Annotated in this window: 18 protein-coding genes; 5 read left to right on the top strand and 13 right to left on the bottom strand. The window is 60.6% G+C overall.

What is annotated here, in order from left to right; all coding sequences use genetic code 11:
- Positions 1-224 precede the first annotated feature (224 nt).
- Positions 225-2837 carry an SBBP repeat-containing protein gene (locus VJZ71_08230; GenBank protein ID HKQ48040.1) on the top strand — a complete coding sequence of 871 codons (2613 nt, stop codon included), beginning with the start codon at positions 225-227 and terminating at the stop codon, positions 2835-2837.
- 466 nt (positions 2838-3303) lie between these two features.
- Here VJZ71_08230 and VJZ71_08225 read toward each other — a convergent pair whose 3' ends face one another.
- From VJZ71_08225 to VJZ71_08170, 12 genes are all read right to left on the bottom strand, one after another.
- Positions 3304-4356, bottom strand: a complete 1053-nt coding sequence (locus tag VJZ71_08225) for a PilT/PilU family type 4a pilus ATPase (protein ID HKQ48039.1) — start codon at positions 4354-4356, stop codon at positions 3304-3306.
- Positions 4356-5141: a hypothetical protein gene (locus tag VJZ71_08220; GenBank protein HKQ48038.1), complete on the bottom strand. Its 786-nt coding sequence runs from the start codon at positions 5139-5141 to the stop codon at positions 4356-4358. The genes VJZ71_08225 and VJZ71_08220 overlap by 1 nt, the downstream gene beginning before the upstream one ends.
- Before the next feature lie 10 nt (positions 5142-5151).
- A complete protein-coding gene (locus VJZ71_08215; GenBank protein HKQ48037.1) occupies positions 5152-6183 on the bottom strand; it encodes a S26 family signal peptidase in 1032 nt (343 codons plus the stop codon).
- Positions 6184-6248: 65 nt separating this feature from the next.
- Positions 6249-6452: a DUF2997 domain-containing protein gene (locus tag VJZ71_08210; protein ID HKQ48036.1), complete on the bottom strand. Its 204-nt coding sequence runs from the start codon at positions 6450-6452 to the stop codon at positions 6249-6251.
- A 35-nt stretch (positions 6453-6487) separates the two neighbouring features.
- A complete protein-coding gene (locus VJZ71_08205; GenBank protein ID HKQ48035.1) occupies positions 6488-6943 on the bottom strand; it encodes a DUF1257 domain-containing protein in 456 nt (151 codons plus the stop codon).
- Between the two features lie 47 nt (positions 6944-6990).
- Positions 6991-8577, bottom strand: a complete 1587-nt coding sequence (locus VJZ71_08200) for an AAA family ATPase (protein HKQ48034.1) — start codon at positions 8575-8577, stop codon at positions 6991-6993.
- The gene (locus VJZ71_08195; GenBank protein ID HKQ48033.1) at positions 8574-8771 is read right to left on the bottom strand and encodes a hypothetical protein; all 198 of its coding nucleotides are present in this window, start codon (positions 8769-8771) and stop codon (positions 8574-8576) included. Before VJZ71_08195 ends, VJZ71_08200 begins: the two co-directional genes overlap by 4 nt.
- Before the next feature lie 4 nt (positions 8772-8775).
- Positions 8776-9654, bottom strand: coding sequence for a radical SAM protein (locus VJZ71_08190; protein HKQ48032.1), 879 nt, complete (start codon positions 9652-9654; stop codon positions 8776-8778).
- Between the two features lie 544 nt (positions 9655-10198).
- On the bottom strand, positions 10199-11890 hold the full coding sequence (locus VJZ71_08185) for a response regulator (protein HKQ48031.1): 1692 nt from the start codon (positions 11888-11890) through the stop codon (positions 10199-10201).
- Positions 11891-11952: 62 nt separating this feature from the next.
- The gene (locus VJZ71_08180) at positions 11953-12969 is read right to left on the bottom strand and encodes an HD domain-containing phosphohydrolase (protein HKQ48030.1); all 1017 of its coding nucleotides are present in this window, start codon (positions 12967-12969) and stop codon (positions 11953-11955) included.
- A complete protein-coding gene (locus VJZ71_08175; GenBank protein HKQ48029.1) occupies positions 12944-16561 on the bottom strand; it encodes a response regulator in 3618 nt (1205 codons plus the stop codon). The genes VJZ71_08180 and VJZ71_08175 overlap by 26 nt, the downstream gene beginning before the upstream one ends.
- Before the next feature lie 443 nt (positions 16562-17004).
- Positions 17005-17955 carry a hypothetical protein gene (locus tag VJZ71_08170; protein ID HKQ48028.1) on the bottom strand — a complete coding sequence of 317 codons (951 nt, stop codon included), beginning with the start codon at positions 17953-17955 and terminating at the stop codon, positions 17005-17007.
- 399 nt (positions 17956-18354) lie between these two features.
- Here VJZ71_08170 and VJZ71_08165 point away from each other — a divergent pair, with 399 nt between their 5' ends.
- The 3 genes from VJZ71_08165 to VJZ71_08155 all read left to right on the top strand — a co-directional run bounded on the left by VJZ71_08165 (position 18355) and on the right by VJZ71_08155 (position 20540).
- Positions 18355-19290, top strand: a complete 936-nt coding sequence (locus VJZ71_08165; GenBank protein HKQ48027.1) for an OmpA family protein — start codon at positions 18355-18357, stop codon at positions 19288-19290.
- Positions 19291-19715: 425 nt separating this feature from the next.
- On the top strand, positions 19716-20276 hold the full coding sequence (locus VJZ71_08160) for an AraC family transcriptional regulator (GenBank protein HKQ48026.1): 561 nt from the start codon (positions 19716-19718) through the stop codon (positions 20274-20276).
- 102 nt (positions 20277-20378) lie between these two features.
- On the top strand, positions 20379-20540 hold the full coding sequence (locus VJZ71_08155) for a hypothetical protein (protein HKQ48025.1): 162 nt from the start codon (positions 20379-20381) through the stop codon (positions 20538-20540).
- Between the two features lie 59 nt (positions 20541-20599).
- Here the strand turns inward: VJZ71_08155 and VJZ71_08150 are convergent, their stop codons facing one another.
- A complete protein-coding gene (locus VJZ71_08150; GenBank protein ID HKQ48024.1) occupies positions 20600-22324 on the bottom strand; it encodes a sodium/solute symporter in 1725 nt (574 codons plus the stop codon).
- A gap of 119 nt (positions 22325-22443) precedes the next feature.
- Here VJZ71_08150 and VJZ71_08145 point away from each other — a divergent pair, with 119 nt between their 5' ends.
- Positions 22444-23082: a 2Fe-2S iron-sulfur cluster-binding protein gene (locus VJZ71_08145; protein ID HKQ48023.1), complete on the top strand. Its 639-nt coding sequence runs from the start codon at positions 22444-22446 to the stop codon at positions 23080-23082.
- Positions 23083-23101 lie beyond the last annotated feature (19 nt).

The following is a 23101-nucleotide window of genomic DNA, read 5'->3' as shown; positions in this document are numbered from 1 at the left end:
GGGCCGACCTCTACATCGCGAAGATCAACGCGGCGGGGACGGGACTGGATTTTGCGACGTTTTACGGAGGGTCGAACGGCTCCGAAGGGGGAGATCGCGACGGCGCACTCGCGGTCGATAGCGCCGACAACATTTACCTCACATCCAGCAGCACTGCCAGCGATTTTCCCGTTACGGCGGGGGCCTACCAAACGACCGCGGGCGGCTTCTCCAACGCGCTGGTGGTGAAGTTCCGGCCCGACGGAAGCGTCGCCTACTCCACGTATTTAGGCGCGTCCGGCAACGATTTCGGTGAGGACATCGCGGTCGACGCGCACGGCAACGCGGTGGTTGCCGGCACGACGAGTTCGGGCAATTTCCCGATCGCCGGTCTGGCGGTGCAGACGACGAAGGGCACTCCCGCCGGCGGGGAAGACGCATTCCTGACGAAACTCAATCGCAACGGGAGCAGCTTGCTCTTCTCCAGTTTCATCGGCGGCGGAGGCGCAACGACCACCGGGGGTGATGCCGGCTATGGCGTGGCGCTCGACGCGGCCGGCGATGCCTACGTAACAGGTTGGACGAATTCCACGAGCTTCCCCGTAACGCCGGGGGCGTTCCAGACAATCAAGGCGGGCGCCGTCGGGACCTTCGACGCGTTCATTTGCAAGGCGGTCGTGAACAACCCGCCGACGGTCAATTGTCCGGAAACTGCCACCGCCGAATGCACCTCGTCGGCCGGCGCTACGATCGAGCTGACCAGCCCCATTGCCGACGCCGATGGCGATCCGCTGACGGTCACCTGGCTGGTTGACACCTTCGTGGTCCAGACCGACAACGTGCCCGACGGTGGCAGCCTTGCAACAACGGCGACGTTGGCCCTCTCTCGGGCATATTCCGTCGGCGTGCACACGGTCGAAGTCCAGGTGAGCGACGGCTCGGCCCCACCGGTCGCCTGCACGACCCAAGTGACCGTCACGGAGTCGCAGCCCATCATCAGCAGTCCGCCCGCAAGCACGCAGCTCTGCATCGGTGGAACGCCGGGGGCGTTCAGCGTCGTCGCTTCGGGGACCGAACCGCTGTCGTATCAGTGGCGCAGGGAGGGCATAGACATCTCCGGCGCGACCAGCGACACGTTCCCGCTTGCGCCGGACAGCCTGGACGATGGCGGCTCGTACGACGTGGTAATAACCAACGCCTGTGGCTCGCTGATCACCAGTTCAGCGGCGACACTGACTGTGCATCCTCACGGGCCGGATATCACCCAGCAGCCGGTCGATGCCACGCGCTGCCCGGGCGAGATGGTCTCCTTCAGCGTCGCAGCCAGCGCCCGCATCGGCGGCGAAATCACGTACCAATGGCGCAAGAATGGGCTGCCGATCAGCGGCGCAACGAGCGACTCGTATTCCTTCACAGTCACAAGCATCGCGGACGGCGGTCAATACGATTGCGTGGTGGACGAGTGCGACTGCGGTGTCACCACGAGCACGCCGGCTGTCCTCACTGTGCGCAACGACGCGCCGGTGCTCACGCTGAACGGGCCGGCGGAGATCACTCTGGAGTGCCACGTCGATACATACGCCGAGGCGGGGGCAGCGAGTGAAGACGATTGCGACGGGCCGCTCCCGGCGGACATCGGCGGAGACTTCGTCGACGCCAACACGATGGGCCATTATGACGTCCTTTACGACAAGACGGACTCCCAGGGCAACGCTGCGGTACAGGTGACGCGTACGGTAAACGTTGTCGACACGCTGGCGCCGACACTCACTGTGGATACCACTCCTCTAACGGTGGAAAGTCACGGCTCTTGCCAGGTCGCGGTCACGCTGCCGACTGCTACGGCCGAAGATGATTGTGATCCGAACCTAGTGGTGACCAACGATGCTCCGGCGCTGTTCCCGGCGGGCGAGACCACCACCGTGACCTTCACCACTAGGGATGCCGCGGGGCACACGACGACTGCCGAGTTGCCGATTACCGTGACCGTATGCGGCTGCGCCACCCTGCTGGTCCAGGTCGATCAGCACACGGTCGGCACGGGCGCGCGTCCCGTCACCACCAAGCTGGGTATCGCCGGGATGCAGGTCTGCGTCTTCGACAAGTCCGAAGGATCATGCGCCCGCGAGCTGGGCGTGTCGTGGCAGAACTACCCCGCGATCTACGAGACCTGCCCTTCGGCCGCCTGCGGGATGACTGCTGCCGACGGCTCGTTGCGCCTCGTGCTGCCCGCCGGTGATTACATCGTCATCGGCAAGTACGATCCGGATGGCCTGCCGCCAAACGACGATGGCGACGAACTGTACTTGGGCGTCTCTGCCAGCGACTTCCAGTGCTCGACGGACAATAACCCCGACACGATCACCATGCGGAAGTACCTGCAACTGGTCCAGACGGGGGACGGCAAAAAGGTCCCGGCCAAGTACACCATTCGCACCGGTTCGGAACTCTTGATCATAGAGCCGGAATATGTCGTGTGGGACCAGACCGAACAGTCTTATCCGTTTGTGTTCCAATCGGTCGGTGACTGGGGCGTTACGGCGACGGTCGCGCCGCCAGAGGGTTTCGTGGCTGACCATGACGCGCTCTCCGCAGACGTGAACAACGAAGTGGAGGCCGTCCAATTTACCATCACCGAAGTGGGCAGCGACTTGGTTCCGACAGAGACGACCTTCGACGTGACCCACAAGGGCAAGCACGAGAAGATCCGTAGCCGGGTCGGCATCCTGCTCACGCCGGACTACGCTACCTCACGCGGATTCAACGTTGGGGAGCTGCGCGCCCGCGGCCTGATAGTTGACCCGCCAACCAGGCCTGGGACTGGGCCGAACCACGGAGCAGGTCAATCGGGCAAGTAATGGTCGCGACCTGTCCGCCGCCAACTCGGCCAAACCTGGGACCGCTGACCGGCGACTTTTCGCTGGTCGGCGGTCTCTGACTTCATCATCACTCCCGCGCATATTTGTAGAAGCAAAGTCGGCGGCGACTACCTGTAAGATGCGGCCGTCCACATTCGGTGCGTCGACTTCGCCCCATCAGGCAGCGCGGACTCGCCCGAGCGCCTTCCCTTTGCTCGATGACCCCCCAAGAATTCCCTTCAACATTTCACAGCCCTCTTGGGGGGTATTCCGCGCCTCGCAAATCGATGGGGTTGGGTTCGCCTGAGTAAACATCACAGGAAAACTGTCTCTACGGCGCGCTGCGCCCTCGTTCGAAGACGGTGTGGTCCCCTCGGTCGGTAGCAAATTGGGCAGACCCGTTGGTTAGCCACCTGCGTCGGCGGAGCTTGTCGGGATCAACGGTCTTGGCCACGGCGGTTGCGGTTCATGCGGTTCGCTTCTGAATCGTCGTCGGGTCGCGGGCCATGGACACTGCCGAGTCGTAAGTAATGTCTCCGCGCTGGTAGAGATCAAGTAACGCGTGATCCATCGTGATCATCCCGAATTTGCGGCCCGCCTGCAGGTCGCTATACATCTTGTGAATCGTATTTTCACGAATGTTGTGCCGGACGCCGTTTGTTCCTACGAGAACTTCGCAACACAGCACCCGCCGGCCTCCCTGGGCACGCGGCAATAGCTGTTGAGAAATGACCGCCTGTATTGTGTTCGCGAGCATGTAGCGGATTTCATCCTGCTGGCCGGACGGAAACACTGACACGATGCGCTGTACGGATTGCACCGCATCCGGTGTATGCAGCGTCGCGATAACCAGGTGTCCGGTCTCGGCGGCCATCAGCGCCGTGTAGATCGTCTCCTGATCGCGCATCTCCCCGACGGCGATGACGTCCGGGTCTTGCCGCAATACGTGTACCAGCGCCGTAGAGAAACTCTTGGTATCCGTCAACACTTCCTGCTGAATCACAATCGCCCGCTTGGCGGTATGCGTGAACTCCACGGGGTCTTCGATGGTGACGATCTTGCACCGGAATTCCTGGTTAATGCGGTCAATGAGATAATGAAAGGTCGTCGTCTTCCCCACGCCGGTCGGCCCCGTCAGGATGATGAGGCCATTGGGCTTGCGGGCCAGATCGTCAACGAGGGCTGGTAGGCCCAGTTCCTCGCGTGAAGCGATGTGCGGCTCGCTTAAGCGAATGGATAATTCCGGGCATCCGTTACGGTAATAAACCGTAATGCGCGACCGATCGGTCTCGCCGAACATCCTGGAAAAGCAAAGCTGCCATGTCTGCTCCAGCGTTCGTTTTTGATCGTCATTCAGGCACTCATAGACCAAAGAGCGAACCGCCTCGGCGTTCATCATGTCGCCCTTGGCCAGCACGATTTCGCCGTCCACGCGGAAGATGGGTGGCATTCCAGCAATGATGTGGATGTCGCTCGCGTTGTGCTTCCGGCCGTGACGAAGCAAGGAATCGATGAGCATCAGCGCCTCCGGAGGCTAAAAAAAGACCGCAGACGCTGCATCATTGAAGAGCCCGTGGCAAGTGCATCCAGCGCGAGCCGGGCTTCTCGGTAATCGGGTCGAAGTTCCAGGCAGGTTTCATAGCTGCCGGCCGCCGCCGAGGCCAGGCCGAGTTCGCGCTCGCAGTTCCCTTTTTCGAACCAGACGTAACCGTTGGCAGCGGCCAATTCCATGGCGGCTTGGATGTAATACAGGGCATTGCTCGCGCGGCGATAATAGAGGTATATTCGGCCGACGATGACCCGGTCAAACCAATCGGTGTGCGGTTCCAGCAGCGCCTTTTGGAAACAGTCCTCGGCGTGCTTCTGCCCGGTGGCGAGCAGCACTTCGCCCCGGGCGGTCCAACGCCACGGCGAACTGCCGGGCACCTGCAAGGAGGCATCGCTGCACGCGAGTGCGGCCTGCTTGTCCTTGAGTCGCATGCATGCCTGCGATTTGGCGGCGAGCAGCTCGCCGTTGTTGCGAAATAGCTCCAGGGCTTTGTCAGACCAGACGCGGGCTTCGTGACACTCGTCGAGTTGCACGAGCATTTGAACCTGACCGACCCACGCCGGAATCATAGTGCGGCTCCGCTCAAGACTGCGCGTGTAGAGCCGCAGCGCCTGCTCAAACTGTCCCCAGCGATATTCCTCGTTCGCCTGCGCGAGGTAGGTGTCCGCGTCGTATTTCTTGGTTGCGACGGCGGAATCCTTGGTAACGCGCTTCTCGCCGTCGTCAAACTCCAAGTTGGCAAATCGACCGGGCATCCTGTTCCGCCTATTTCACGCTTCCGAATCGAGAATAAGGACGAATGCGTAGCGCCACGCGCCCCAGAATATCCACTGGCGCGACCCGTACGAAGTTAGTCAATTGGTCCGCGGGAATCTGGGGTTGATACCCCGGCATCCTCAGCGTCGAAGGAATGACCAGGTACTCCCCTAGGCCCAACGCAACATCCAAGCCGTTGCCCCAGACTGACCGCAGACCGGCCAGTGGATAGTGTTCGGCGGACAACGGCTCGCCGTTAACGAGGAGCTTGCCGTCAATTGCCTGCACACGGTCGCCGGGCAGCCCGATGATGCGATCCACGTTAAACCCTTCGACCGCCGCGAAATAGAAGTTCGCGTACCCGCCCATCTGCCAATCGACGCGATACACGACAATCTCTCCGCGTTCGAACCGATCGGGCCTTCGCCAAGGGCCTTCGTGAAGAATCACGTCACCGTTCAGGAGAACATCTGGTCGCGCCATTCCGTCCAAAGGCAGGGGTTGATAAAAGCGCGTTCCGAGCCAGCCGATCGGCGCATAAATGAAATACCAGATGCCGAAAAAGAACGCGAGGCCGGTTAGCAACCGGATAGGAAGCCGCTCGTAGTTCAGATTCGCGCCGAGCACGAGAAGTACGGTGACCGCGTGGACGACGCATGCGGCGGAGAATAGAAACTGCGTAAACCCGCTGCCCAGTGAGAGTATCGCGCTGAGCAGCAGCGATAACCAAACTATGAGAATTGTGCGCCCAAGCGCCTTTTGACCGTGCCAGATCTGTGCGAGACCGGGGATCGCGCACCGCACGACGCTTCTCAGGGCGATGGGATGATAGACAGTCGGGCGCCAGCGGGGCAGTAGATCGGCGAGGTTGGGGATGTTGTTACGAAAGGCGTTCCAGAATCGCCGCAGACCGGTTCCCAACTGAATGGCGGACGCGCGCGGCGGCGTCACGTCGATCTCACCTAGCAGCAGCGAGCTTTGGCAGCGGGCGCAGACCTGCAGGCCCGGGATGTTCTCAAAGCCGCAATTGATACACTGCACGATCCGTACTCCCGAAGGCTCCCCACGACAGCCATCGTGTCCCACTTGCCCGCATCAGCGTGGAATCAAGACGTCCTGGTCTTAACGTCGATACGCACCTTGCCATCGAGCGCGTAAAAGTCATCCGTCAGTTTCCGTTCATCCTCGCGGCCGACGATCTCCTTGATCAAGTCCGCCAGTTCGACGCATCGCTGGCCCTTCACGCCCTTGACATGGACCTTTACTTTGCCCGCGCGGGTGATCGTGATTTCGAATTCAGGCCGTTCCATGAAATGATCTCCTTGGGGGATTCCTGCTTTACTTTCTACAGTCGAATACGAACCTGAATCGATTGGTCTTGCATGACTTTCTCATCGACGACGCTGTAATTTCGCTTCTTCAGTTCGGTCATCAGCTTGTGATAGGCGTACTGTTGCACGACGCGGCCGGCGATCTCTTCGCCGATCTTGTGCAACTCCTTTTCGGAATGGCCCTTTCCGCTGACACAGACGGTGCAGGCGCCGCGGTTGTCGCGGCCGAACTCCACGGTGATGTCGTCCTTCGTGATGACGACCTTTTCGCCGCGGTTCATCTGCTCGGCAACCACCTCGCTGTTCTCGATCTCCGTCTCGATCTTGTTGGTTCGAGTCGCCTCTTCTTCCTGCTCCACGGTGGGAGCCGATACGGCAAAGCCCATGCTTGCGGCAGCACCCATAATGGCGGCGGCGACCGCCGGCCAGGCGGATATGACGAGCGGCGTCAGGACAAGAATCGCGCCCATGGTTGATCTCCTTTTTTCCCGTTGGTGCAAGAGTTCGTAGGTCTTGCTTACATTTCCAATTTACGTCGCGTGACACCTACCGCGTCGTCGTCACGCCGCGAGGCGTAACGCGCGCGGTTCGAAGCCCACTCCCGCAGCGCTGCAATGTTCTCGCTCATGGTCCGGGATAGCGGAACGGTCTCGCGGATGCTCTTGACGATGTCCCCCGTTTCTAACTCTTTTTTGGCGTAAAAGACGTCATACAGCGCGCTGATGATCGCCTCTTCGATCTCCGCCCCGCTGAATCCGTCGGCCGCCTCGGCCAACGCCGCCAGATCAAATTTCGTTACGTCACGCCGCCGCTTGGTGAGGTGAATGTGGAACACCTGCTTCCGCTCGCTGAGAGTCGGTAAATCCACGAAGAAAATCTCGTCGAGCCGTCCCTTGCGCAGCAGTTCGGGTGGAAGTTGAGCGATGTTGTTCGCCGTCGCCATGACAAAGACGGGCTTTTGCTTCTCGTTAAGCCACGTCAAAAACGTGCTCATCACCCGCGCCGTCGTGCCGCCGTCGGTGTTGGCCGATCCCTGTGAGCCGGCGAAGGCCTTATCGATTTCGTCGGCCCAAAGGACGCACGGCGCGACGCTCTCGGCGACGTTGATCGCCCGGCGGACGTTTTCTTCCGATGAGCCGACTAGGCTTGCAAACATTCGGCCCATGTCAAAGCGCAGCAGTGGCATGTCCCACAACTTGCTCACGGCCTTCGCGCAGAGGCTCTTGCCGCATCCTTGGACGCCGACGAGCAAGACTCCCTTGGGCGCCGGAAGCCCGAATTTCCGGGCATCATCCGAAAAAGCCAGCGATCGCTTCCCCAACCACTCCTTCAGCACGTCCAGGCCGCCGATATCTGCCGCGTTGGTTTGCGTATCGTAATATTCAAGCAGTCCACTCTTGCGAATGATCTGTTGCTTTTCAGAGAAGACGACGGAAACGGCATCGGCCGACAGCCTTCCGTCGGTAACGATCGTCTTGGCAAAGACGTTCTCGGCCTCCTGCAACGTCAATCCCAGCGCGGCCTGTAAGACTTTTTCTAACTCGCCCTCCTTAAGTTCGATCTTGAGCTTGGTGTGCTCGGACACATCCTTGCAGATCCTCTGAAGCAACACGTGGAGATCTCGAATATCGGGAAGTGGGTAGTCGAGAACCGAGACATCCTTCTCCAGCTCCGAGGCAATCTCCAGCACAGGCGACGTGACGACGAGTGTTTTGTAGCTGTCGCTCAGGGCTACCGCGACCTCGCGGAGTTTGCGGACCACGGCCACATTCGAATCCCGTGACCGCATGAACGGGTGAAAGTCCTTGAAGAGATAAATCGCGGGCTCCTTGTGCTCAATCACGGAGTCCAACGCTTCAATGGGATCGGCAAGCCCTTTGGTCCCTTTGGGAAGCGCCCCGGTCTTCAAGAGGCCGGTGGTAACCGACCAAAGATACAACTCCTTGTTGCGGCGTTGGGCGATCTCCTTCAGATGCAGCTCGACGCGCCGCTCTTCCCACGAAACCACGTAGATGATGGGATAGCGGGCGCGGATCAGCACCTCCAGCTCCGCAAAGACGGAAGGTTGAACCCGGTTCTTTTCCTTCGCCGGCTCTTGGCTCATGCGTTGTTCCGCTCACTTTCCTTGATCGCGACCTGTCGCGCCATTACTTCGGCATTGTTGGGGCAAATGGCCGCGGCAATGGGCACTAATTCCGGAGTCAAATCGTGAAAGTACATTCGACCGTCCGCGCCGATGGTGATCGTGACGTCGAGTCCCGTCGCCGACATGGTCTCTTGTGGTTTTGAATAGCTCATCGTTTCACGAATGCCAATTGAGGTTAAGCGATCGAAGATATTCTTCGGCCTCCCGCTGTTCGTCTCGTCCCATCATGCGACCGAGGGTCGGATCGGACTGCGCCTTCCAACAGGGGACATAGCCACAAGCCAAATGGAATTTCACTTCTGACAGGTTGGCTGCTATCCAATCTGCGACCGGTCTGAAACAGCATTCTACATGACCGGGCATCAGGAGGTGGCGCACGATCAAGCGAGTTCGATTGGAGGCAAAATGCAGGAGGTTTCGTGTAACGACCTCCCAGTAACGCGGCACGCCCGCAAGCTTCTGCGCGCAGTCGTCGTTTCCAAACTTAAAATCGCCGATCACGCAGGTAAAAACGCCGTCGAACCAATCGATGACCTGCGGTGACATGTAGAGATTCGTATCGAGGACAAGTGGGAGCGGTTTCTCGGCAGACGCGGCGATTTCGAGGATTGTGTGCGGATGAAGACTGGGCTCACCGCCGAGCAGGTCTATGGTTTTGGCGCCTTGCCGCACCGCCGCGGTCAATTCATCAGCGAGTTTCCGGGCATCGATTTTCTCGCCCGCGCTTGGCTCGAAGCAGGTCGGACCCGTATCGCAAAACCGACATCGAAAGTTGCAACCTGCGAGATAAACACGAAGCGTGGGAACGATTTCGATCTCGTCCGTCAGGCTGAGGTATCGCCGGAACGAATAGGTGTCGGAGCCCAGGCGACAGGGGGCATGTTCTCCTCTGGTGCGATCAATCCCGCATCGCCACTCGCACAAGTGGCAGGAGGCCAATGCTGAGCGTGCCTCCGCCAGCCTTCGGCCGAGTTCGCCCCTGCTGACGCGGGGGACGCAATCCGATTCGGTGCCTGCCGCCGCAGAAACCGTCATCGTCCGCTCCTCGGGAATTGAAGCCACCCCCGATTCATTTTATCCCCAAGGGGCACTGATTCTACCGCCGGTGTATTCACAATCGCTAAGGGCCCATCACCCCAATACCGATCCATGCGCGCTGCACGACGGCGTGATCGACTCAAGGAATTGGTCGGTCGCAACGAAGACCGGGCTGCTGCGGATCGTACGCACGCGCTTCGCGATTCGTCTCGAAGTTTTCCCACGCTAGAGGAGTCGGTGGGGGTGATTCTGCGCAACGGTATATACCGTTTTATTTTTGAAAAACCGCGTTTCTAGGCAAAAAACCGCGATTTCTCGCGAAGGCTGGTAATTGAAATGCACTCCCGGTAGGTTACGTCAGAGCAAGGAGCTTACGAGCTTTTTGGCGGTGGTTGACGGCGAATTCGCAATGCGAAGGTCGAGGGTTCGAACCCCTTCGTCTCCAATCCGTAAGTTACGCCGATCGCTTGATTAGCATACCTGCCGGCGTGCGGCAGTGCCGCTCGCGGGGCGGACTCGAAGACTCGTCCCGGTCGAATACTCAAGTGCAAAGCTTGGTGATCGCACTCATAAGGTCCGTGTATCGTCCGGGGATCGCCACGTTCGAAATCGAACGTCTCACCGCAAGATTCGGCGGCAGCGACGCCTTTCCGTCTTGTGACGCGACGATGGCCGGGATGGGACTTTCAAACTTCGCGTCCAAGAGTTCAAGCTCGGAGACTAGTTGGGAAGCCTCATTCGATTCGGCGGCATAAACGACGACTCCGCGAGGGTTCGTTTGGTCCCACCAATCCAACTGTTGCAGAAACAGCGTCAGCGGGTCACCGTGCGCGGGGTTGGCCAGTACCGCCACCTTTGGCGCGACCTTTTCGCGTTGGGCCAGTTCCTGATGCAGGGGGCTACGAATCCGTCCGGCGAATCGAGACGCACAAAGTAATTCGGTGTCTTGAGCGTCCTTAACCCCTTGACGGGCCAGGCGCTCGATCGATTCACCGTCCAGTCCAAGGGCCTGTGCGTACTGATGGAATGGGACAAGCGACATTCCGCCGCTGTCCCCGCACGCCATGGCATGCGCCAGGGCATTCGCCAGGGCCACCACGAATGCGGCGCGCGGTTCGCAGGCGATTGATTTGATGTGTGCGACCGACGAATGATGCAGTGACGCGGCCTCGACCAGTTCGTTGGGCAGCTTCCACTGCTGCAACAATCGTCGAGTCACGTCTGCATGCGTGACGCCGAAACATTCGATTTCCACGGTCATCAGGTCTGCCCGGGAATCCGCCGCCGCCTTGAGCGCGGAGTGATGCAGTTCGGGAAACAACCTGCACAGCGCAACGCGGCCAATATCGTGGAGCAGCCCGGCCAGAAAATAATGCTCCGCAGCCTCCTTGGCCAAAGTCGGCGCGAGCAATTGCGACAGCATGGCCGTCGCCAAAGAATGTTCCCAAAAGCGCTGAGGAATCAGGCCGCCCTTGGCCACGTCGCTGAACTGGCTCATCGCGGTGGCCGTCATCACGATAATCCGGAGCCCCGACAGCCCGATCCGCTGGGCGACTTCGGACAGGTTCTTTACAGGCTTGCCGTTGTTGTAAAAGCTGGAATTGGCGACCTGCATGACGCGCAGGCTCAAGGCCTGGTCCATCCGCATCGCCTGGGCGATGTCGTCCATGCTGGTCTCGCTGCTATTGATCATCGCCAATACGTGGTGCAAGGCCGGGGGAACGGCCTCCAAATGAAGTTCCTGCCCGATGCGTTCCCAGACAATTTCCTTCGAGACCCGCTCTCGGAGGTTCAGATCCGCAGCGGAAGTCAGTGGTATTAAAGCGGAGTCTGTCGCTGGTTTGACTGGACCGGCGTTGCCATGAGATGGGCCGACATACTGCTCGACGCGGGCCAACATCTCTTTGAGACAGAATTGCGATTTCAGAAGGTAGCCGCTGACGCCCAGTTTGGCCGCCTGGGTGACGTGGTCGCGGTCGGACGAGGCCGTAAGCAGGATCACGGGCAGATCCCGTAGCCTGGCGTTTCCGCGGATCGCCTTCAGGCAGGCCAGGCCGTCCATGATGGGCATGGAGACGTCGAGTAGAATCAGGTCGGCTGGATGTGTTTCCAGGGCCTCCATAGCCTCCCTGCCGTTGGACGCACAGACCGTGGAATAGCCCCTTGATTGAAGAGTGGACGCAATCGGCTCCCTGAAGATCTCCATGTCATCGACGATCAGGATGGTGCTCATGTAATCACGACTTACCTATTTTTTGCCCTTGGACTTCGGATACTGACGTCCCCTGGCAGGGCTCAAACCGCTACCAGCTCCGGCTCGGCGAAGCGCTCGCGCACCGCGACAAACGCCACTTCGTTCTCGACAAAGGCCTTGATGACATCCGGATCGAAGTGCTGCCCGCTCTCTTCAAGAATGATGCCGCGCGCCACATCGTGGGCGAACGCCTGCTTATAGACCCGCTTGGAAGTCAGGGCGTCATAAACATCGGCCAAGGCCACGATCCGCCCGCTCAGCGGTATTCGCTTGCCCTTCAGCCCGGAGGGATACCCGCTTCCGTTAAACCGCTCGTGATGAGTGAGAGCGATTTCCTGAGCCATTTGCAGAAAGCGAACTCCGGGAAACTGTCGCCGGGCCGCACCCAGGGTCTCGGCGCCGATCGTGACGTGCGTTTTCATGATCTCGAATTCGCGATTGCTGAGGCGGCCGGCCTTGAGCAAGACGCAGTCGGGGATACCCACCTTGCCGATGTCGTGCAACGGGCTGGTCAAGTAAATCAGCCGCACAAATTCCGCATCGATCGGCTCCGGGCTATTGGAACTCTCCAGGAAATGCTGGGCGATGATCCGGGAGTACATCCGAACGCGGTCTAAATGTGCACCCGTCTCCGGATCGCGGGATTCGGCCAGCCGCGCCAAGGCGAAGATGGCCACGTCGCGCGTTTCGAGCGCGAGGATGCGTTCCGCCGCCCGCAGCCGAACGCTCAACTCCGCCGGATGGAAAGGCTTGGTCAGGAATTCGTCGGCCCCGGCGGACAGGCCTTCGACAATGCACTCGGTCCCGTCCCGCGAAGTCAGCAGGATGAAATAGACGTAGGCAGGGAACTCTTCGCGGCGAATCCGGCGGCAAAGTTCCAGACCGTCCATGCCGGGCATGATCCAGTCGGAGATCACCAGACGGACATGGCCTTCGCGGAGGATTTCCAGTGCCTCGTGGCCATCGCGCGCAAACTGCACGTCATGACCCGCCCGGATCAACGCCTGATTCAGCGCCTCCAGGCAGATGGCGTCATCGTCGAGAATCAAAATATTCACGGTTGTTCTCCGAGTTCGGCGCGTCGGCGGCTCCGGGGTCCAGTTCTATCGTTCGTTTGGGGTTGTAATCCATCCAGCGTCCCAACTCGGCCCGAACGGCCGCCGCGCCCGCAGCGATGCCGGCCAAGTCCTTGTTGCGGCATTGCGTTTCCAGATTCGCGGCCAAGCGGCGCAGTTTTTCTGCTGCGAGGTAGCCGGCGGCCCCCTTGAAGCCGTGCGCCAGCCGGGCGGCTTCATCCATGTCTCCAGCCGTAATGCTTTGTTCCAACTTCTCCAGGTCGGCCTTTGATTGGGTGCGGAATTTGGCGATTAGCATTTTGACGAGTGCTTGATCGCCGCCCCATTGCTTGAGGAGGAACTCCATGTTGAACGGGGGACCTCCGTCATCCGCAGGACCGTCCATTTCCGAAATCGATGAACCCGTACAGGGAGTGGAAGGTTTTTCGATGGGCCCGACGGCGCGCGATAAGTTGTGTTCAATGAGTCGAATCAGCTTTTCCGGATTCAGCGGTTTGCTGAGGTAGTCGTCCATGCCCGCTTCCAGACAGCGCTCACGGTCGCCTTTAATGGCGTTGGCCGTCAAGGCGACGATGCACAGCCTTGCCTCCCGGGGGCCGGCCACCCGTCCTTCTTTTTCGGCCTGGCGGATGGCCCGTGTGGCAGTGAACCCATCCATCTGCGGCATCTGACAATCCATCAGGACAAGGTCATAGCGATGTCGCGTCACCGCTTCCAACGCCTCCTTGCCATTACCGACGACATCACATTGATAGCCCGCCTGGCGCAGAATTGTCGCGGCCACCTCCTGGCTGATCGGATGATCTTCGGCCAGGAGGATGCGCGCGTCAGTGAGAGCCACGGGAGGTTGCTTGATCCGCCGCGTCGCCGTCACCGCGGTCGTCACCGAGACCGGGGCCGTGGGCGCCTTCGACGAATTAAGTGAATCGGTGATCGTGTCCAGTAATTGTGAAGGCCGTAACGGTTTGGAGGCGTAACCGGCGAAGCCTCCGGCATGCAGATGTTGGGCGTCCGGCTCATCGTGCGCGGGTGCGATAAGCACAAGGATCGTCTCTTGCAGGGCGGAATCCGCCTTGACCTCCTTGGCCAACTCCCAGCCGTTCATGCCGGGCATCTGCATATCGACGATAACCAGTCCAAATTTTCTGTCTTCGGCGGCGGCGGCGCGGAGGGCGGCGAGGGCTTCGCGACCGCCGGGGACCGATTCATGTTCCATGCCCCAGCCGGTCAATTGTTCGTGGAGGATTTCGCGACTGATTTCGTTGTCGTCCACTACGAGAACGCGCTGGTTTCGAACCTCTTCGCATATGGCGCGAATCTGGGAACCGTCCGTCCTCTGTTTTTCAAGCGGGACCGTGAACCAGAACGTCGAACCTTTGCTTTCTTCGCTCACCACACCGATCCGACCTCCCATGAGTTCGACCAGTCGTTTGCTAATGACCAGTCCCAGGCCGGTCCCACCGTATTTGCGGGTGGTTGAGGAATCGACCTGCGAAAAGGTGTTGAAGAGACGGGGTATTCGATCCGGGGCAATGCCGATTCCGGAATCCTGAACGTTAAAGCAAACGTCGACATGCCCATCGTTTTCCCGCTCCAGAGCGGCCCGAACCACGACTTGGCCGCACTCGGTGAACTTAATGGCGTTACCGATCAAGTTCGTGAGAATTTGCTGCAGGCGGCCGGTGTCGCCACGCACGAGCGCCGGTACTTTCGGGTGAACCCCTACCACCAGTTCCAGCCCCTTGCCCTGCGCGCGCGATGCAAACGAGGCGGTCACGCACTCCACGGAATAGCACAGGTCAAAGTCGGCATGTTCCAGTTCAATTTTGCCGGCTTCAATTTTGGAGAAATCGAGAATGTCGTTAATCAAGGCGAGCAGGGCATCGCCGGAGGACTTGGCCAGCCAGGCGTAGCGTCGCTGCTTCGCATCGAGATTCGTGCTCATCAGGAGTTCGGCCATGCCAATCACGCCATTGAGCGGCGTCCGCAATTCATGGCTCATGGTCGCCAAAAAATCACTCTTTGCGCGATTCGCGTTTTCGGCTTCGATCCGGGCGGCTACGACCTCGGCGGCGCGTTTCTGATCTTCGATGTCGGTGCACGCTCCGATCCACTGAGCGATCGCGCCGTTGGGATCACGTACCGCGACTCCCCGGATCAAAAACCATCGATAGGCTCCGTCGGAGCCCCGCTTGAATCGGCACTCCGCACTGTATGGCGCGCCGGTCTGAAGACATCGGCCCCACGTTTCCATAATGGAGGGGACGTCATCCGGGTGCATGACCGCTTTCCAACCCCAACCCCGAGTCTGCTCTGGACTCAACCCCGAATATTCAAGCCATCGTGCATTGCTATAGTCCGCGTTACCCGCCGGATCCGTCGTCCAGAGCAACTGGGGGACAGTGTCGGCAATCGTCCGAAACCGTTGTTCGCTCTCGCGAAGCGCCTGCTCGGCCCTCTTGCGCTCGATGCCCCCGGCAATATAATTGGCCAGAGAGCCGAGCGTCTGAAGCGTCAAGTCACTGAGGTTGTGGCGGGCGAACATCGCCACGACGCCGACAATTCGGTTTTCCAGAATTAAGGGGTAGCCTGCGAAAGCGACCATGCCTTCCCGCTTGGCCCAGTCCTGATCGCCCACCCGGGGGTCCCCCACCACGCGATTGGTCAGGTGGGGCCTTCGGTCTTCTGCAATCTTCCCGATCTTGAATTTTCCAACCGGTACGCGGCTATGTGGACCGTCGAGATGGGTGTATTGTCCGGCGCTGGCCTGCAATTCCAGCACGTCTTCTCGTTCATTGAGGGTCCAAATGCGCGTAAATGCGGCATCGAGGTAGCGCGTAATGGTCTCGCAGCAAAGTTGAAGCGTTTGGCAGAGCGTGCCGCCGCGGGCGAGCGAGGTCCCGATTTCGGCCTCCAGCGTTGCCAATCGTGTTCGTTCCAACAGCGACTGCTCAGCGCGCTTGCGCTCGGTGATGTCGCTGCGGATCGAGACATACTTCGCCATCTTGCCATCCGCACCCTTAAAGGGCGCGATGATGCAGTCGACCCAGTAAAACGAGCCGTCTTTGGCCCGATTGCAGACCTCGCCGTGCCACGGCCGGCCCGACTGGATGGTCTTCCACATCTCCACCCAAAAGCTCCGGGGGTGATGACCGGAATTGAGAATGCGATGGTCCTGGCCAATCAGTTCTTCACGGGAGTAACCGCTGATCCGGCAAAACGTATGATTAATCGCGGTGATTCGCCCCTTGGCGTCGGCGACCGATACGATGGCATGTTCATCGAGAGTCGTCCGCAGAGCCTCCGTCTCGCGGAGTGCGGATTCGGCCTGCTCTTTGGCGAGGGCGAGGTCCGATGTCATCTCCCGGGCCAATATCTCCGCGCGCGTCCGGCTGCGACCCAGCGACCAGACTAGTCCTCCGAACATTAAAGCGCCCGACAGCAGTAGCGCATACGCCGCGCCTTCAAGCCCGGGCGCAATCTGCGGTAGCAGGAAAACGATGACAACCAGCACTAAACCAACGATCCCGAGAGTCTCGACAAGAAAGCGGCGGTCAAAGCGAACCGGTTTCATAATGGGAATCCTCGCGTGGGGCCGCCGATCGCCGGCGGTGTGGTGACCACCACGCGCGCATTTGTGTTTCGACGGCTGGTCGCTTCAGTTCCATGCTGGTATTGCTCGACGGCCAACTCGAGGATGAACCGGGTTGAATTCCAAGCCGGCAATGGTGGAGCGACGGATCGCGACTTCTGATTCGACATGGCCAACTCGTGGATAATCCGGCTGAATTGAGACGTGGCAGGAACGCCAGATCCTGGGCCCTCGTTCCTCCGGATCGACCACGACTTCAACGGCCGCTAACTGCCCTTTGGGTAATTTATCGGTGTGACGGTAGGCTTGGTTAACCATCGTCTCAGAGTGTAGACAATTGGAGACGACCCAACATCGATATTGGACTCAAGTCGGATTCAATCGGGCGGGAAGTCGAAAGCGTGTCATCCGCGATACGTTGGATCCTATTTGGTTTTTGCGGCAACCACGCGGGTAGGCTCGGCGGGCTCGGGCGGGGGGATGATGTCGCCGGAGGCGGAGCGGTTTCCGTTGGCGAGGAAACTCGCGATCCGGCGGTCGTCGTTGAGCGAACCGCGGTTCATGTCGAAGAACTTGGGCACGGACTCCCAGCCGGCCACGACGATGGCGTTCTTGCGGAACTTGGGGCGGGCCCCGTTCACGATGACCGGCAACATGTCGTTGGCGATGCAGGCGTCCACGTCGGCGTGCTTGTCGCCGATGCCGATCCGCAGGTTGGGCCACTTCTCGCGAAGAGAGGCCAGGAGCTCGGCCTTGGCCGACGATTGTCTCAGGGCGGCCGTAAAGTCGCTGGGGAAGACGACGGGCCCCGGCGGGAACCCGTACTTTTCAAGCCATTCGTGGGTCCGCCGGATCATGAATCGCGGTCGCGCGCTGTAATACAGGAGCTGGTAGTTCTTCGCCAAGCTGCGGAGGGCTTCGGGCGAGCCTTTGACCGGACGCGAGACGAGGCCATCGCCCCAGATGACGTTCAGGTAATTCGTGAGGCTGATGGTTTCATCGACGTCGACGGCGATGGCTGTACGGTTCGGATCCCAGCCGAAGAGCGTGGCCCTTTCCTGTAGATTCCGGATATCGCCGTGGGTCCGGGCGATAAAGGACTCACCGGTAACGCCCGGCTTCAAAGTGATGCGAGCGCGCCCCTGCTTGTTCGTCCGGGCACGGCCGACCTCCTTTTCATCGATCAGAAACTGAACCTCACGACCCGGCACACCGCTGGTAAAGACGACCAGCCACTGCTTATCGACGTAGGCGGCCAGTTCGTGGGGCCGGTCGGGGCGGACGACGGCGTCCTCGGCAATCAGGATGGTGCGGGCACAGCCCGGCAGAACGGCGAAGCCGGCGCAAACCGTGATGATTTCGAAAATACGAACCATGGCTGTTCGCCAAGGCCCCTTCCGGGCGGATTCTAGTTCTTGTCTGCCCATGGTCGCCTCCATCGTTAAAACTTTATGGGGGAAGGGGTAACTCGCCGTTTAAATGCGGGTGAAGAGGGAGTAATCGCCTACGGATGATGCGTTGGCGGACGATTCCCGGGTCCGGGGAGCGTCGGACTCCCCGGGGTCTCGTCCTGATTGCGAGGGGTCCTCTCGACAACTCACAACCGCAAAACGGCCTGGCCTACGGACGTGCCGGTCAGCGGAAACTCGATCTCAAATCGTCGGGCGGCGTAAAGAAAGCATTGCGATGCGGCAGGGCGATGGCATAATGCGCTGTGGAAAAACACGCGGGGCGTCCGCGCGGAAGAAAAACAGGGATGTTCCAGGGAGGAACCAATGAGCAAGTACAGGATGTGGATGTTGCTCGCAGCCATGGCGGGCGGATGGATGACGACGACGGGATGTGTGTCGCGCGACGAGTACCTGCGGACCGAATTCGCCCGGCGCAAGGCGGCCGAGCGGGCGGACGCGCTGGAGCGCGATCTGGCGGATGAGCGCAACAAATCGCTGGCGCTGGAGGCGGAGCGCGAGGCGCTGCGCCGCGAACTGGATTCCAAGGAGGCGTACCTCGCGACGCTGCGGGGCGAGAACGAACGGCTGGATGCGTTCGTGAAGAAGCTGCAAGGGCAGATGGATGGCGTCCTGGCCAAGGGCATGGGCGGGATTGAGGTCGTCGAGGTCAAGCTGCCGCCGGAATTGGACAAGGCGCTGAAGGAACTCGCCGCGAAGTATCCCGACACAATCGAATACGACGCGAAGAAGGGCGCGGTCCGTTGGAAGAGCGACCTGACCTTCGCCAAGGGAAGCGACGAGGTGAAGGACGAGGTCAAGGGTTCGCTCAAGGCGTTCTCCGACATCGTCAACTCCTCCGCGGCAAGCCAGTTTGAGGTCGTCGTCGTCGGCCACACGGACAATCTGCCGATCGGACCGATCACGGGCCGCAAACACCCGACCAACTGGCACCTGTCGGTGCATCGCTCGATCGCGGTGATGTTCGCGCTGAAGGGATTCGGCGTGGATTACCTGCGCATGGGCTGCATGGGGTACGGCGAGTTCCGACCGCGGATTCCGAACCCGGCCCGGGGCGGCGCCGAGGAGAATCGCCGCGTGGAGATCTTCCTTGTGTCCAGCAAGGAGCACGTGCCGGGGATGGATACGGCGATGTACAAGAACCCGAACGACGGCTCGGTCTATGCGAAGATGGCCGATCCCAACGCGGCGCCGGCGCCGGTGACGGAGGAACCGACGAGCGAGGACGCGGAGACGCCGTAGACGATCGCTTGGCGTTCATTCAAGTGTTTTGATAAATGCCCGGTGACTTTGGTCATCGGGCGTTTTTTTTTGGACAGAAACAACCCGATTGAACACATGTTTTCGGATTGTGGATGTTGGGCAGGGATATAATGGAGTGGATGGCGGAACAAGGATATCGCTCGCGTGCAACATCGCCGGGACCGTCTTCCCCTTTGTCGACGGTAGACTGGTCGATTACGTCCAATGGTATCGACTTCCGGGAACGGCACGTTGCGGCATGTGCCGAGAATCCGCGGCATGAGCATGAGTATCAATGTGTTGGTTTTGTGCTCGTAGGATTGGGCACGGCGGAGTTTTCGCGTGAGAACTGAAGGGTCCATCCGGGCGACCTCAACGTGATCCCCGCGGGGATCGCGCATCGCGAACGATTCGGAACTCCACGCGTGGGTTGGTGCAGCATGGAGTTCGTGAATCCGCCGGAGGAGCTTGATCGCCTGTCGCGCCGGGCCTTTGCGCGACCGGTGCAGATTTCGCGCGGGCCGGCCTGCGAGATCGCGCGGCGGATCGCCTGCGAAATGCGCATCCGCGATGACTTGTCCTCCCTCTCGCTGTGGGGACTGGGAATTGAACTTCTGACTACGATTGCTCGAGGCGATGATCCGCCCCGACAGGAGTCGAATCCTGTCTGGCTCGGCCGGGTCATTGACTTGCTCCGCGCGCGGTGCTGCGACGCGCTATCGGTCCGCGAACTCGCCCTCGAGGCCGGCGTTCATCCGGGCCATCTGGCACGCGCGTTTCGTCGCGCGCGGGGTTGTAGGATCGGCGAGTTCCTCCGCGGCGAGCGCATCGAGCGAGCCAAGTCTCTCCTCGTCCGTAGCGACGAATCGATCGCCCTGATCGCCGCGCGCGTCGGTTTCAGCGACCAGGCGCATCTTACGCGGGCCTTCAAGCGCGAGACCGGCACGACGCCGGCGGTCTATCGAGCCTCCGCTCGGTGGCGCTAAATTCGTGCAAGCGCCGCGCATTCGCTGTTCAAGATCATCTCCCTCGGCATGACTTAAAGTGAACTGTATCAACGCGCCATCGACCAGCGCAGGAGGTCTGACTTGAAGCCTATTCATGGACTGGTACTGACCTGCGCGATAGTGCTCGGAATGACGGCGGGTATCGCGCGCGGCCAGACCGCGAGCTTTCGGCGCCTGGGCGACCTGCCCGGCGGGGGAGTGCAGAGTCTGGCCTTTGGCCTCTCGACCACAGGATCCAATTGAGTGCCGATCGGCAGTTTGACTTCGTTAAAGTAATCCGCGTCGAGTATCGGATCAGATGTCTATTGCATCTGTTTTTCCTCATCGCGTCGCCCCAATAGATAACCGACAGCAAATGTCATCAGCGCCGCAATCGGGTAGTGCCAGTACGCGGCCATGCGAAGTGGGTCGCCGTGCGGCGTTGTGCCTACTTGGAGATGGTGGAGCAGGACGATAAGGACGGAGGTTGCCGCGACGATCGCCGGGCGCCAAGCGTCCAGACGGAAACGAAACCAGCCGACCAGGGAGGCGAGCGCGGCGGCAGACCAGACAAAGGCGTCCGAAAGATCCTGCATGCGGCCCAAGATGAGTACGGGTTTCAGGTCGTGGATCGACATGCCGATGACGGCCATGATCGCCAGACCGACGGCCCAGAAGAGACCGCGGTCGTCCGGTGGGCGACGTAGGAACGCGAGCAGGAAGATGCCCAGGAGCGGGCCATACGTGTAGCGCACGAGCGAGAGCGCGAGGTCGATGACGTTCTTGTACTGTTTGGCGATGGTGATGCAGCCGATGGCCATGAGGCAGAGCGCGACGCCCCAGCCGATGACGAGGAGCTTGGAAAGGACCACGAGGCTCATGCGGCCGGCCGCCGTACGGCGATCTTCCTCGCCCGCGAGCCGATCGGCGGGGTAGACAAGTCCGACCGTGGCCTGGGAGAGGGCGGCGAGGGCGCCTTCGAGGGTGGAGATGGCGGCGGCGAAGATGGCGGCGACGACGAGACCGCGCAGTCCGACGGGAAGCTGATGGACGATGAAGAGGGGCAGGAGGTAGTTCTTGTCCTGTTTCATCAGGGCCTGTTCGGTCGTCGTGAGGGATGCGTGCTGGAAGTAGGCGGCGATGGCGATGCCGACGAAGAGCATCAGCACCGGGATGAACAGGCTGATGTTGCTCCAGAGCACGGCCTTGCGGGCGTCGGCCTGGGTCTTGCAGCAGAAGAAGCGCTGGGCCATCACCTGATCGGTGCCGAACGCGGCGAGATTCAGGAAGGGCAGCGCCAGGAGTCCACACCACAGCGTATACTCCACGGAAAGGTCCGGGCTGAGATTGAACAATCGGAGTTTGTCGGTCTGGTCGGCAAAGCGCGCCACTTCGGCGAACCCACCGGGGACCGCGACGACGGCGGCGATGAGCGCGGCACCGGCCCCGACGACCATCACGACGAATTGAATCACGTCGGTCCAGATGACGGTGACCATTCCGCCGATGAGCGTCCAGCCGACGGCGAAGGCGCCCATGAGCCAGATCGCAGTGGTCAGATTGATGCCGGCGACGACGCTGAGGACGAAGGCGGTGATGTAGAGGCGGGCGCCCTGGCCGAGGACGGCGCCGACGAAGAACAGGCCGGTCGTGGTCTGGCGGACGCGGGGGCCGAGGCGCGTTCCCACGTAGTCGTAGGGGCTGTAGATTTCGTGTTCGTAGTAACGATTGATGAAGTAGCGGGCGATGATGAACCGCGCGAGGATGCTGCCGAGCGCGAGTTGCAGATAGGTGAGGTTGCCGCCGGCGGCGAAGCTGATGGTGGGCACGCCGACGATCGTGGCCGCCGAGACTTCGGTCGCGACGATGGAGCCGCAGATGGCCCACCAGGGGAGCTTGCGACCGCCGAGAAAGAAATCGCGAATCGTCGAGGCGCGGCCGGAGAGGGCCGCCCCGAGGATGGTCGTCAGCACCAGGTAGGCCGCGACGACGAGCCAGTCGGGCCAACCAAACCCATTAAGGGGAGGGGAGATTTCCGCCAGGAGCATTGGGAGAATATGCCCGCAACCGCGGATTTTGGCGAGTGTCTATTGTCATCATCTTTACGAAAAAAGGATGGACTGTCGGACGCACTTTCCGATAGGCTGGCTGCTCGAATGGAGGATCCATGCGTCACGATCCGTCATCGAGCCCGTCACGTCCGACCCGCCGGGCATTTCTTCAGGCCACCGGTGGCACGGCGGCGGTTGGAGCGATCGCGGGGTATCTACCGGTGAACGCGGAAAGTGCACTCGCGCAGAGCGAATCGGCGGCGCCTATCTCAGACGGGCCGAATATCGAGGGCGCGGTTCCGCTGACGCTGCGCATTAACGGCACCGTCCGCAAGCTTCGCGTCGATCCGCGAACGACGCTGCTGGATTGCCTCCGCGAGAATTTGACACTGACCGGAACGAAGAAGGGTTGCGATCACGGGCAATGCGGGGCCTGTACGGTACACGTCAATGGACGGCGCGTGAATTCATGCCTGACGCTCGCTTTGATGCACGACGGGGAGGAGATCACCACCATCGAGGGCCTCGGTACGCCGGACGCCCTGCACCCCATGCAGGCGGCGTTCCTGGCCTGCGACGGATACCAGTGCGGATATTGCACCTCCGGCCAGATCATGTCGGCGGTCGCGCTCCTGAAAGAACCGTGCGGAACGGATGATGCGGCCGTGAAGGAGCTGATGAGCGGCAACATCTGCCGCTGCGGGGCGTATCCCAATATCGTGTCGGCGATTCAGCGGGTTCGCAAAAGCACATAGCTGCGCGGAGGAGCGGCCG

It is taken from the genome of Phycisphaerae bacterium (assembly GCA_035275405.1).
Classification (GTDB): Bacteria; Planctomycetota; Phycisphaerae; order UBA1845; family UTPLA1; genus DATEMU01.
Note: the sequence above shows the minus strand (reverse complement) of the source record. Positions and strands in the feature narration are given on the sequence as shown.

Coding starts and splice junctions, on each gene's coding strand:
- VJZ71_08225 (HKQ48039.1), bottom strand. CDS start 4,356: ATGCTCATCGATTCCTTGCTTCGTCACGGCCGGAAGCACAACGCGAGC.
- VJZ71_08220 (HKQ48038.1), bottom strand. CDS start 5,141: ATGCCCGGTCGATTTGCCAACTTGGAGTTTGACGACGGCGAGAAGCGC.
- VJZ71_08210 (HKQ48036.1), bottom strand. CDS start 6,452: ATGGAACGGCCTGAATTCGAAATCACGATCACCCGCGCGGGCAAAGTA.
- VJZ71_08205 (HKQ48035.1), bottom strand. CDS start 6,943: ATGGGCGCGATTCTTGTCCTGACGCCGCTCGTCATATCCGCCTGGCCG.
- VJZ71_08200 (HKQ48034.1), bottom strand. CDS start 8,577: ATGAGCCAAGAGCCGGCGAAGGAAAAGAACCGGGTTCAACCTTCCGTC.
- VJZ71_08195 (HKQ48033.1), bottom strand. CDS start 8,771: ATGAGCTATTCAAAACCACAAGAGACCATGTCGGCGACGGGACTCGAC.
- VJZ71_08190 (HKQ48032.1), bottom strand. CDS start 9,654: ATGACGGTTTCTGCGGCGGCAGGCACCGAATCGGATTGCGTCCCCCGC.
- VJZ71_08185 (HKQ48031.1), bottom strand. CDS start 11,890: ATGAGCACCATCCTGATCGTCGATGACATGGAGATCTTCAGGGAGCCG.
- VJZ71_08175 (HKQ48029.1), bottom strand. CDS start 16,561: ATGAAACCGGTTCGCTTTGACCGCCGCTTTCTTGTCGAGACTCTCGGG.
- VJZ71_08170 (HKQ48028.1), bottom strand. CDS start 17,955: ATGGTTCGTATTTTCGAAATCATCACGGTTTGCGCCGGCTTCGCCGTT.
- VJZ71_08165 (HKQ48027.1), top strand. CDS start 18,355: ATGAGCAAGTACAGGATGTGGATGTTGCTCGCAGCCATGGCGGGCGGA.
- VJZ71_08150 (HKQ48024.1), bottom strand. CDS start 22,324: ATGCTCCTGGCGGAAATCTCCCCTCCCCTTAATGGGTTTGGTTGGCCC.
- VJZ71_08145 (HKQ48023.1), top strand. CDS start 22,444: ATGCGTCACGATCCGTCATCGAGCCCGTCACGTCCGACCCGCCGGGCA.